Here is an 11,611-nt window from a genome sequence, read left to right as displayed (position 1 = left end):
TGCTTCAACTGCGCTGCAGTATGACTTCCAGCACCAGCTTGCTGCCGAAATAGGCCAGCATCAGCGCGGCGAAGGCGGCCAGGGTCCAGCGCACGGCAGTGTTGCCGCGCCAGCCCAGCCTCCAGTGTCCCCAGAGCAGGACGGTGTAGAGGACCCAGGCGAGTATCGACAATGCCGTCTTGTGCACCAGGTGTTGGTCGAACAGGTTATCCACGAACAGAAAGCCGGTCAGCAGCGATGCAGTGAGCAGCAGCTGGCCGAAGGCGATCAGGCCGAACAGCAGTGATTCCATGCTTTGCAGTGGTGGCAGCAGGCGGCTGATACCGCCGGGTCGGTGGTTGTGCAGCTGCTGGTTCAGGTAATAGAGGTAAATCGCCTGCAGTGTCGCCAGGGTCAGCAGGGAATAGGCGGCAATGGAGAGTAGTGCGTGTGTGGCGATACCGGCAGAGAGCTGCTGGCGTGGCGTCGCGCCACCCCAGGAGTGCACCGCGGCCAGCTCCGCCAGGGCGCCCAGTGGGGCCAGAATCAGGATCAGCAGGGTGAGTGGGCGACCGGCGGCCAGGATCAACAGCAGCAGGTTTACCACCCAGGCGACCAGGGACAGCATCGCCAACAGATCGAAACGGTAGCCCGCGGGAGAAAGCAGGGTGTAGGCCAGGGAGATGCCGTGAGCCAGCAGCGCAGTCGCCAGCAGGCCCAGCAGCAGCCGGTTGTCGGGCTGGCGCTTGCGAGCGAAGGCGAGCGCGGCCACGATGGTGGTGGCCAGATAGAGCGCTATAGCCGTCCAGTGGGCGAATGCCGCCATCGATAAAATCCGTGTCTCGGTTGCGATAGGGCGGCAGTGTGTCACAGTGCGCCTGTGCTGGAAAGGCCGCCTGCGCTATACTCCCGCGCCTTATCAGGGGGAGTCGGGGCCGGCTTCCGCAAAGACCACGGGCCTTGCATCTAAACCTTTGCGCCCGCAAGCAGAGAGATCGAGACGTATCTATGTTCGATAACCTGAGCGACCGCTTATCGGCGGCGTTAAAAAAAGTCACCGGCAAAGCGCGCCTGACGGACGATAACATCCGCGACACCCTGCGCGAGGTGCGCAAGGCATTGCTGGAGGCGGACGTGGCCCTGCCGGTGGTCAAGGCCTTTGTACAGCAGGTACGCACGGCGGCGGTGGGCCAGAAGGTCAGTAAGGCCCTGAATCCGGGTCAGCAGTTCGTCAAAATCGTGCAGGACGAGCTGGTCAAGGTGATGGGCGAGGCGGCGCAGCCGCTGAACCTGGCGGTGCAGCCACCGGCGATCATCCTGATGGCGGGCCTGCAGGGCGCCGGTAAGACCACCAGTGTGGCCAAGCTGGCCAAGTACCTGCAGGCGCGCGAGAAGAAAAAGGTGATGGTGGTGAGTGCGGACGTCTACCGCCCCGCGGCCATCAAGCAGCTGGAGACTCTGGCCGGTGAGGTGGACGCGCTCTTCCATCCTTCGAGCCCAGAACAGAAGCCGCTGGATATCGCCAGAGGCGCGATGGATGCGGCGCGCAAGCAGTTCGCCGACGTGTTGATTGTGGATACCGCCGGCCGCCTGCATATCGACGAGCAGCTGATGGACGAGATCCGTGAGCTGCACGGCGAGCTGAACCCGGCGGAAACCCTGTTTGTGATCGATGCGATGATCGGTCAGGACGCGGTCAATACCGCCAGTGCCTTCAATCACGCGCTGCCGCTGACCGGTGTGATCCTGACCAAGGCCGACGGCGACGCCCGCGGCGGTGCGGCCCTGTCCGTGCGTCATGTGACCGGAAAGCCGATCAAGTTTATCGGTGTCGGTGAAAAGACCGACGCCCTGGAGACCTTTCACCCCGATCGTATCGCCTCGCGGATCCTCGGTATGGGCGACATCCTGTCGCTGATCGAGGAGGCGGAGCAGAAGATCGACAAGAGCAAGGCCGAGAAACTGGTCAAGAAGGTGCAGAAGGGCAAGGGCTTCGACCTGGAAGACCTGCGCGACCAGCTGCAGCAGATGCAGAATATGGGCGGCTTGGGCTCGCTGATGGAGAAGATGCCCGGAATGGGCGGCCTGGCCCAGGCGGCGCAACAGGCGGATATGGGAAAGGAATTCAAGCGCATGGACGCCATCATCGGCTCCATGACACCCGCCGAGCGCCGCAACCCGGACATCCTCAGTGGTTCCCGCAAGCGCCGTATCACCGCCGGTTCCGGCACCCAGATCCAGGATCTGAATCGCCTGCTCAAGCAGCACAAGCAGATGGGCAAGATGATGAAAAAGCTCAAGGGCAACGGCATGAGCAAGCTGATGCGCGGTATGGGCGGCATGCCGGGTCTCGGAGGCGGTGGTATGGGCGGTATGCCTGGCGGGTTGCCCCCTGGCTTCGGCAAGAAGAAGTGAGCTGGAGTGGTTGCTGCTCAGGGGTGAGCGTTTTTCGCGTGTCCGCGATCACTTGCCACTGGAAATCCCCGCTATACAAACCCTGGCGCGTACATTAGAATACGCCGCCTTTCAGCCGGGCGAGCTACCGGCATAGATGTTGTAGGCAGTTGCGGGTCGCGACTGCCCGGTATTGAAACTACAGGAAAGCTACATGGTAACCATTCGTTTGGCTCGTGGCGGTGCTAAGAAGCGCCCGTTTTATCACCTGACTGTGACCGACAGCCGCAAATCCCGCGACGGTCGTTTCATTGAGCGCGTTGGCTTCTTCAACCCGGTTGCCCGCGGTCAGGAAGAGCGTCTGCGCATCGATCGCGAGCGCGTCGACTACTGGGTAGGCCAGGGCGCGCAGGTTTCCGATCGCGTCAGCAAGCTGCTGAAAGAATCCGCTTAAGTCGAACCGAGTGGTGGTTGCGCCTGTGGCAGTTGGCCCTGACAGCAGCGGATCCCGATCCGGCGAATTGGTCACTGTTGGACGCATAACCGCGGTATACGGCGTCCGCGGCTGGGTGAAGGTGCACTCCTACACCGAGCCGATGGACAATATCCTGCAGTTCGAACGTTGGTGGCTGCAGGAAGCGAACGGCTGGGAGCCGCTGCAGATCGATGGCGGCAAGCGCCACGGCAAGGGTCTGATCATCCATATCAAGGGGGTTGACGACCGCGATCTGGCGGCGCGTTTCTGTCAGCGGGATATCGCCATCGAGCGCAGTGCCATGCCGGCGCTGACCGAGGGTGAATACTACTGGCACCAGCTCGAGGGGCTGCGTGTGATCAGCCACTTCGGTGGTGGTGAGCACGATTTCGGTACCGTGGTCCGCATGATGGAGACCGGTGCCAACGATGTGATGGTGGTACGTGGCGGCGGGGACAAGCGCGAGCGCCTGATTCCGTACCTGCCCGGCGAATTCATCAGCGATATCGACCTGGACGCCGGTGTGATTACCGTCGACTGGGATCCGGCCTTTTAGAGGCTGGGAGCAATGGCGACCAAATGTAAGCGCATAGCGCTGGTGACCATCTTTCCGGAGATGTTCGCCGCGTTGACCGACTACGGCATTAGTGGGCGCGCCGTCAAAGACGATCTGCTGCAGGTGCGCTGCTGGAATCCCCGCGATTTCACCAGCGACAGGCACCGCACCGTGGATGATCGTCCCTACGGCGGCGGTCCGGGCATGGTGATGCTGGCGGAACCGCTGTACCAGGCACTGGGTGAAGCCCGCGCCTGGGCCGAAGAGGGCGGTGCTGCAACGCGCTGTATCTACCTGTCCCCCCAGGGGCGACAGCTGGATCAGGGCGGCGTTGTTGAGTTATCCGAGGCGGGCAATCTTGTGTTGCTGGCCGGGCGCTACGAGGGCATCGACGAACGCATCGTCGAGTCGCTGATCGATGAAGAGTGGTCCATTGGTGACTATGTACTAAGTGGTGGCGAACTGGCTGCCATGGTGATGGTGGATGCCATTACCCGACTGATTCCCGGTGCCCTGGGGCACGATCAGTCGGCGGTGGAGGACTCCTTCGCCCAGGGGCTGCTGGACTGTCCCCACTACACCCGCCCGGAAGAGTACCGGGGCAGGGTGGTGCCGGAAGTACTGCTGTCCGGCAATCACGAGAAAATTCGCCGCTGGCGCCTGAAGCAGGCACTGGCGCGCACGCAACAGCGTCGGCCGGATCTTCTGGAGCGGCTGGAGCTGAGCAACGAACAGAAGCTGCTGCTCGAAGAGGTCGAGCGGGAGCGGAAGTCTGAAGAAACTTAAGGGGCGCCTCTGAATTTCTTGGAGGCATCCAGAATGCCGGATTCGCCGGGAGGCGTGAGTAGTTCGGTGAACTAGCTGAGAAGCTACACAATTGCAGGGCTCCAAAGGGCCCATATGTTTGGGAGTATTCCAAATGACCAACAAGATCATTCAGCAGCTGGAACAGGAACAGCTGAAAAGCGAAGTGCCGGCCTTTGCACCGGGCGACACCGTAGTCGTTCAGGTAAAGGTAAAGGAAGGCAATCGCGAGCGTCTGCAGGCCTTCGAAGGCGTTGTTATCGGCAAGCGCAACCGCGGCCTGAACTCCTCCTTCACTGTGCGCAAGATTTCCCACGGTGTCGGCGTAGAGCGTACTTTCCAGACGCACAGCCCGCTGGTCGACAGCATCAGCGTCAAGCGCCGCGGCGACGTGCGCCAGGCCAAGCTGTACTACCTGCGCAGCCTGACTGGTAAAGCGGCGCGCATCAAAGAGAAGCTCAACTAAGTTTCTCTCCGATCGCGACCGGAAAGCCGGGGCAGAAATGCTCCGGCTTTTTTTGTGTGTGAGATTTGGTGCTCGGGAAGGGACGCCAGGGGCTGGCTTCCGTTCTTTCGCGGGGTGCCGGACCAAGTACAGGCAAACACAAGTTTCCTTTCGGTCTCTCCAGCTATTTGCGCTGTTCTCGGCCCTGCGGATGCCTCGGGGCATCTGTGTTTAAATGCGGCCATGGAAATCACTACCAATCAGAACCCACTGATCACACGCTGGCTGGATATGCTCTGGGCCGAGCGCGGCGCCAGTGCGCATACCCGCGACGCCTACGGTCGCGACCTGCGCGCCTTCGCGACCTTTTGCGATGAGCAGTGCGGCAGGGACCTGCTGGGCATGGGGCGGACCCAGGTGCAGCAGTATCTCGCCAGCAGGCACAAGGCCGGCCGTTCCGCCCGCTCCAGTGCCCGCGCGCTCGCCTCGCTGCGCAGCTTCTACCGCTACTGCCTGCGCCAGGGGTTGATCCAGGAAGACCCGGTGGCGCTGATCGAGAACCCCAAGCTGCCCAAGCCGCTGCCCAAGTCCCTGTCCGAAGCGGATGTGGAGGCGCTGCTGGGTGCACCGGATACCGAAACGCCCATCGGCATGCGCGATCGCACCATGCTGGAGCTGCTCTACGCCTGTGGCCTGCGCGTGACTGAGCTGGTGGAGCTCAGCGTATCCCAGGTGAACCTGCGCCAGGGGGTGGTGCGGGTATTCGGCAAGGGCAGCAAGGAGCGGCTGGTGCCCATGGGGGAGGCGGCGCAGGAGTGGCTGCAGCGCTATCTGCACGCGACAAGGCCGCAATTGCTGCCGCCCGGAGACAGCGACACCTGCTTTCCGGGCCGCGCCGGCCGGCCCATGGCCCGCCAGACCTTCTGGTATCGCATCAAGCACTGGGCCGGTGTGGCAGGGATCGAAAAGCCGCTGTCGCCACACACCCTGCGCCACGCCTTTGCCACTCACCTGCTCAACCACGGTGCCGACCTGCGTGTGGTACAGCTGCTGCTGGGCCACTCGGATCTGTCCACGACCCAGATCTATACCCAGGTCGCCAAGGCGCGCCTGCAGGCCTTGCACAGGGAGCACCATCCGCGGGGGTAGGCCGTGAAGTGGGCCTGTTCATGGTTCCGGCCGCCGGGATATGGTAAAACGCGCCACAAGAAACATTTGTCGCCAATCGATGCCATACTGGGAACCGGAATTCGCTGTACCAGTCGAAGCCAACAAAGTATTTGAGGATTTATCGGGAATGACGCTATTCAACAAGCCGCTGATGCTGGTCGGCGCACTGCTCACCTTGCTGGGGCCTGTAGCCCAGGCGGAAGTCGATGCGGAAGTCGCCAAGTCCATCAAGGCACGCCTCGAGGCCGGTAACCCCAAGGCCACATACGGCGACGTGCGCGAGAGCCCGATCAACGGGCTGTACGAAGTGGAAGTGGACGGTGGTGCCAATACGCTGTTCGTCTCCAAAGACGGTAGTCACTTCATCTTCGGTGACCTGTACCAGGTCAAGGCCGGAGGTGGCCTGGCGAATCTCTCCGAGCAGCGCCGCACCGTCCAGCGCGCCAAGATCATGGATGCCCAGAGCGTCGATGACATGATCGTCTTCTCTCCCAAAGGGGAGACCAAGGCCCATATCTACGTATTCACCGACGTGGACTGCGGTTACTGCCGCAAGCTGCACAATGATGTGCCGGAGCTGAACAAGCGCGGAATCGAGGTGCGCTACCTGGCTTTCCCCCGCGCCGGCCTGAATTCCCTTGGTTATCGCAAGATTGCTACCGCCTGGTGCGCCGACGACCGCAACAGCACTCTGACTGCGCTGAAAAATCGCGAGAATGTGCCGCTGAAAGTGTGCAAGAACAACCCGGTGGCAGAGCAGTACAAGCTGGGTAACGAGGCGATCGATGTGCGCGGCACGCCTACCATCGTGATGCAGGATGGCAGCGTGGTGCCCGGCTATCTGCCGCCGGCCACCATGATAAAAGCGCTGGGTATCTGAATAGCCAGTGGTTGTTGGTCAGCAAATTGCTGGCCAACAACCACTCATCACCGACTAGCTATCACTTAAAGCTGCGCGGTTGGGTCATATTCTCCGGTGCGAGAATATCGTTCAGCTCCTCTTCGCTCAGCAGTTTCTCTTCCAGTACCAGTTCCTTCACACTGTGCCCGCTGATCAGTGCCTGTGCGGCGATGCGGGTGGCATTTTCGTAGCCGATAAACGGTGTCACCGCGGTGATCAGTCCGATACTGTTTTCCACCAGCTGGCGGCAGTGCTCTTCGTTGGCGGTGATGCCGTTGACGCAGCGGTTGGCCAGGGTGTCCATGGCCTGGGTCATCAGGCGCATGGACTGCAGCAGGTTGAAGGCAATCACCGGTTCCATCACATTCAATTGCAGCTGCCCGCTCTCCGCCGCCAGAGTAATAGTGAGGTCGTTGCCGATCACCTGGTAGGCCACCTGATTGACCACCTCCGGTATGACCGGGTTGACCTTGCCCGGCATAATCGAGGAGCCCGGCTGCATAGGCGGTAGGTTGATCTCGTTGAGACCGGCGCGCGGCCCGCTGGAGAGTAGGCGCAGGTCGCTGCAAATCTTGGAAATCTTTACTGCGATGCGTTTCATTACGCCGGAGAAGATCACGAAGGCGCCCATATCCGAAGTGGCCTCCACCAGGTTCTCGGCGCAGACGAAGTCGACGCCGGAGATTTCCGACAAGGCGCCGACCACCAGTTCCCGGTAGGCGGGATCGGTATTGATGCCGGTGCCTATGGCCGTGCCGCCCAGGTTGATTTCCTTGAACAGCACTACCAGCTCTTTCACCCTGTCCACATCCTCGCGCATGGTGGCGGCGAAGGCGGCAAACTCCTGGCCCAGGGTCATGGGCACGGCGTCCTGCAGCTGGGTGCGGCCCATCTTGATCACATTGGCAAACTCGGCGGCCTTCCTGTCGAACTCCAGGCAAAGCTTTTCCATTGCCTGCACCAGGTCGCTGTAGCTGAGCAGTATCGCCAGGTTGATCGAGGTCGGGTAGACGTCGTTGGTGGACTGGGACAGGTTGACATGGTTGTTCGGGTGTACTGTCTTGTACTCGCCCTTGCCGTGCCCGAGCAGTTCCAGGGCGCGGTTGGCGATGACTTCGTTGGCATTCATGTTGGTCGAGGTGCCGGCACCGCCCTGGATCATATCGACGAGGAAGTGGTCGTGCAGATCGCCGGCGATGATTTCATCGCAGGCCCCGCCAATGACTTCGGCCAGTTCCTGTTGCAGGTAGCCCAGTTCACTGTTGGCACTGGCGGCGGCTTTCTTGACCATGGCCAGTGCCTTCACCAGGTTCGGAAAGTGGTTGAGGGTGATACCGGTGATCTGGAAGTTTTCCAGGGCGCGCAGTGTCTGGATGCCGAAGTAGGCGTCTGCCGGGACCTCGCGATCACCGAGCAGATCGTGCTCCAGGCGCGTGTCCGCGTCTGCGGTGAACAGCGGTGTGGGTTTCAGTGTATGGAATTCGTTGGTCATGCTGCTTCCTTCGAACCTGCTTGTACTAAGCACTTGGGTGGTTGAATGGCGCCCCTCCCACTCGGTAGCAGGGGCTTCCCATTGGGCTGCTGGTGTAACTGATTAATTTTTGGAAAAGCTTTTACAGTGGCGTGGCAAAAAAACTCTGCGGCCCCTCGGTATTCGTAGCGCGAATGTTCTCGCGAATGTTGCGGTTGATCTCGTCCGAGTCCGGCCCGAAGACGCCGCAAAGCTTGAGGGCGCTCCTAACACTGATATTCCGCCCCAGGGATTCCAGTACCACCTTGGTGCACACGGGTTCGCGCCTGTCGCTGGCGGAGACGCCCAGCTTGAGGCCTGACAGGTAACTCACGCGGCTCTTGTAGGTGGGGTAGAGGATTGTCTGGGCTATCTCGTTGCGAGTCAGGGCCTCGTAGCCGATCAGGAAGATGCGCTCGGAGAGAAAAAACAGCATGCCCCGGTAGCGGGACTTGTACCACTCCTCCCGGTCCGGGTAGCGCATGCGTTCGAAGCGCTGGAAGTAGTATCCGTCACCGTCGCTCTCTATATGCAGTAGGCTGCGGATGATGTGGTCCTGGAAGGTCATTGAGTAGTGGTACTCGAAATAAAAACCCAGGTATTTTTCCGCGTGCCCCTTCGATTCCTGCGTCAGCTGTTCGACTACCGCGCGGTAGGGCCGCTCGGTGGCTGCGCCTGCGCCCGGCGCGCTGCGCACACGCACGAATTGCGCGAACTGTTCGTGAGGCATCAGGATCTCCCGGGTTTCCACCCCGAAGAATTCGCAGATCCTGTTGAGTGTATAGCGGGAGGGCTGGGTGTCCCCGCTCAGGTATTTGTTGAACTGGGCCCGGTTTACGCCCATGCGCCGGCACACTTCCGCAATGGAGCGATAATAGCTGCACAGCAGGCGCAGGTTTTGCGAAAAGTCGTTGCGCATCGGTGACCCTGGTCAGACACAGTAATTTGCCGGCGACGATGGTTCTGTCAGTGGAGCAGCGTGCATTCCCCGCACAGGGAATTCTGCATCAGCTCCCGCACCTGTTTCTCCGGCAGACCCATGGCCAGAAGGTGGTTCAGCTTGGTGTAGGCGGCTTCGGTGGTCATGTCCAGGCCGCCGATCACGCCCGCATCCAGCAGCGCTGAACCGGCCGCATACTTGCCCAGGTCCACGCGATTCTCCAGGCACTGGGATACCGCCACGCAGATGGTGCCCCGTCCACAGGCCTTTTGCAGCAACCCGGTGAAGGTCTTGTCCTCCGTCGGCGCATTGCCGGTTCCGTAGGTCTCCATCACCAGGCCCCGCGGCCGGCACTCCAGGATTTTCTTCAGGAAGTAGGGCGTAATGCCGGGGAAGAGTTTCAGTAGCACCACGCCGCCATCGGCGAATTCCGGAATCTGGATGTCTCGTCGTGTCATCGCCGGCAGCAGTGCGCCTCGGTCGATATCCACCTGTATGCCGACTTCCCCCAACAGCGGGTAATTGGGCGAAGCGAAGGCGTCCAGGGAACCCGAGCTGACCTTGGTGGCGCGGTTGCCGCGCAGCAGCTTGCCGTTGAAGTAGAGGCACACCTCGGCCAGTGTCTCGTCCGCACTCAGCAGCAGGGCGGCAATCAGGTTGTTGTGGGCGTCGCTGCGCATCTCCCGTAGAGGAATCTGTGAGCCGGTGACCAACACTGGTTTATTCAGTCCCTGCAGGGCGAAGGACAGGGCCGAGGCGGTATAGGCCATGGTGTCGGTGCCGTGCAGGACAATGAAGCCATCGTAGCGATCGCCCTTATCGCGGATACAGGCAGCGATGCGGTACCAGTCGGCCGGTTGCATGTTGGCGCTGTCCAGCAGCTGCTCCAGTGCGTGGAAATCGTATTCGGGCAGCTGGCCCGCCACGCCGGCGAGCAGCTTTTCCAGCAGTATCTCGAGATCTGCGTCCGGAACATAACCGGATGCACTGCGTCGCATACCCAGTGTGCCGCCGGTGTAGAGGATCAGGGTTTTCTTCATAATTCCGTCGCTGTGACTGCTGCTCCGAAGACGCGACATTCTTGGCGAAAAGTGACAGTCGGTGCAATTTCGCGGTGTGTCGGTATCTGATGCTAGTAGATGCTCTTATAGCATCTGCTGGCGTCAATGTCTGTTGGCTGTTGGGAGGAGATGGTGTGCGCGGGGTGATCGGGGGCGAAAGACGGTAAAAGGTCGCCATAGTCGCGCAATTTTATTGACATTTTCCCCCTTGCCTCAGTAAGGTTGTCGTCCTTTTTGTCGATTTCTATACCACTTATTGCGCTGTTGCCTGGCCAGAGTCCGGCGCCGGGGCTTTTGCCGTTGCGCTGAACCCCCCGCCGAGATACGGCACAGGATCTGTTGCGCGGAGGGAAGTTGTGAGCGCACCTGTCGAAGAAACCACCGAACTGGCCAATCCTCTCCAGGCAGAGAACCCGAGGCGCGCGGTGCGTATCGGTATCTGCGGCCTGGGCACGGTCGGCAGCGGCACCGTCAATGTGATGGCGCGCAACTTCGACGAGATAGCCGCGCGCTGCGGCCGCCCGGTGGAGATAGTGCAAATCGGCGCGCGCCGGGACAACCCCGCCTGCGATACCAGCCAGCTGGATACCACTCGTGAGATTTTCGACGTCGCCAACAATCCGGACGTGGATATTCTGGTGGAGTTGATTGGTGGCACCACAGTGGCCCGGGAGCTGGTGCTGGCGGCCATAGAAAACGGCAAACACGTGGTCACCGCCAACAAGGCGCTGATCGCCGAGCACGGCAACGAACTCTTCGCCGCAGCCGCCGACAAGGGCGTGACCATCGCCTACGAGGCCGCGGTAGCCGGCGGTATCCCGATCATCAAGTCACTGCGCGAGGGCCTGGTGGGCAACCGCATCCAGTGGCTGGCGGGCATCATCAACGGCACCGGCAACTATATCCTTACGGAGATGCGTGAAAAGGGCCGCGGCTTTGCCGAGGCGCTGTCGCAGGCGCAGCAGCTGGGCTACGCCGAAGCGGACCCGACCTTCGACGTGGAGGGCATAGATGCAGCGCACAAACTGGTGATCATGGCGTCGCTGGCCTTTGCGATGCCGCTGGCATTCGACAAGGTCTATACCGAGGGCATCAGCGGCGTGTCCAGCGAGGATATCCGCTACGCCGATGAGCTCGGCTACCGCATCAAGCACCTGGGCATAGCGCGGCGCACCGAGCAGGGCGTCGAGCTGCGCGTGCACCCGACCCTGATTCCCCAGCGCCGCCTGATCGCCAATGTGAACGGCGTGATGAACGCGGTGCTGGTCAACGGCGACGCCGTGGGTCCGACCCTCTACTACGGCGCCGGCGCCGGCGCCCGGGGCACCGCCCCCGCGGGGGGTGGCGCTTATGGCGCTGTGGTGGGCCCCCCCGCG

The 11,611-nt window shown here is 61.4% G+C and carries 12 protein-coding genes; 8 read left to right on the top strand and 4 right to left on the bottom strand.

What is annotated here, in order from left to right:
• Window positions 1–4: 4 nt before the first annotated feature.
• The gene (locus IG627_RS10510) at window positions 5–805 is read right to left on the bottom strand and encodes a cytochrome C assembly family protein (protein ID WP_193192318.1); all 801 of its coding nucleotides are present in this window, start codon (window positions 803–805) and stop codon (window positions 5–7) included.
• 182 nt (window positions 806–987) lie between these two features.
• Between IG627_RS10510 and ffh the strand changes: the two genes are divergently transcribed.
• The 7 genes from ffh (at window position 988) to IG627_RS10475 (ending at window position 6,703) form a co-directional block, all read left to right on the top strand.
• Window positions 988–2,394, top strand: coding sequence for a signal recognition particle protein (ffh, locus tag IG627_RS10505; protein ID WP_193192317.1), 1,407 nt, complete (start codon window positions 988–990; stop codon window positions 2,392–2,394).
• Window positions 2,395–2,587: 193 nt separating this feature from the next.
• Window positions 2,588–2,827: a 30S ribosomal protein S16 gene (gene rpsP, locus IG627_RS10500; RefSeq protein WP_193192316.1), complete on the top strand. Its 240-nt coding sequence runs from the start codon at window positions 2,588–2,590 to the stop codon at window positions 2,825–2,827.
• A 25-nt stretch (window positions 2,828–2,852) separates the two neighbouring features.
• Window positions 2,853–3,404, top strand: a complete 552-nt coding sequence (gene rimM / locus IG627_RS10495) for a ribosome maturation factor RimM (protein ID WP_193192315.1) — start codon at window positions 2,853–2,855, stop codon at window positions 3,402–3,404.
• A gap of 12 nt (window positions 3,405–3,416) precedes the next feature.
• Window positions 3,417–4,190: a tRNA (guanosine(37)-N1)-methyltransferase TrmD gene (gene trmD / locus IG627_RS10490; RefSeq protein WP_193192314.1), complete on the top strand. Its 774-nt coding sequence runs from the start codon at window positions 3,417–3,419 to the stop codon at window positions 4,188–4,190.
• Window positions 4,191–4,323: 133 nt separating this feature from the next.
• Entirely contained in the window at window positions 4,324–4,674 is a 351-nt protein-coding gene (gene rplS, locus IG627_RS10485) for a 50S ribosomal protein L19 (RefSeq protein ID WP_091385700.1), read from the top strand.
• Window positions 4,675–4,896: 222 nt separating this feature from the next.
• On the top strand, window positions 4,897–5,802 hold the full coding sequence (gene xerD / locus IG627_RS10480; protein WP_193192313.1) for a site-specific tyrosine recombinase XerD: 906 nt from the start codon (window positions 4,897–4,899) through the stop codon (window positions 5,800–5,802).
• A 148-nt stretch (window positions 5,803–5,950) separates the two neighbouring features.
• On the top strand, window positions 5,951–6,703 hold the full coding sequence (locus IG627_RS10475) for a DsbC family protein (RefSeq protein ID WP_193192312.1): 753 nt from the start codon (window positions 5,951–5,953) through the stop codon (window positions 6,701–6,703).
• Between the two features lie 61 nt (window positions 6,704–6,764).
• On the opposite strand, the gene aspA is transcribed toward IG627_RS10475, so the two are convergent.
• The 3 genes from aspA to IG627_RS10460 all read right to left on the bottom strand — a co-directional run bounded on the left by aspA (window position 6,765) and on the right by IG627_RS10460 (window position 10,214).
• Window positions 6,765–8,216, bottom strand: a complete 1,452-nt coding sequence (aspA, locus tag IG627_RS10470) for an aspartate ammonia-lyase (RefSeq protein WP_193192311.1) — start codon at window positions 8,214–8,216, stop codon at window positions 6,765–6,767.
• A 121-nt stretch (window positions 8,217–8,337) separates the two neighbouring features.
• Window positions 8,338–9,153 (bottom strand): helix-turn-helix domain-containing protein, encoded by an 816-nt coding sequence (locus IG627_RS10465; protein WP_193192310.1) that lies wholly within the window; start codon window positions 9,151–9,153, stop codon window positions 8,338–8,340.
• 47 nt (window positions 9,154–9,200) lie between these two features.
• Window positions 9,201–10,214 (bottom strand): type I asparaginase, encoded by a 1,014-nt coding sequence (locus IG627_RS10460; RefSeq protein ID WP_193192309.1) that lies wholly within the window; start codon window positions 10,212–10,214, stop codon window positions 9,201–9,203.
• Between the two features lie 407 nt (window positions 10,215–10,621).
• Between IG627_RS10460 and IG627_RS10455 the strand changes: the two genes are divergently transcribed.
• On the top strand, window positions 10,622–11,611 hold a 990-nt coding region (locus tag IG627_RS10455), incomplete at its 3' end, for a homoserine dehydrogenase (protein WP_193192340.1).

The sequence above is a fragment of the Microbulbifer taiwanensis genome, from assembly GCF_014904815.1.
GTDB classification, from domain to species: Bacteria; Pseudomonadota; Gammaproteobacteria; order Pseudomonadales; family Cellvibrionaceae; genus Microbulbifer; species Microbulbifer taiwanensis.
This window is presented reverse-complemented; position numbering and strand designations above follow the sequence as displayed.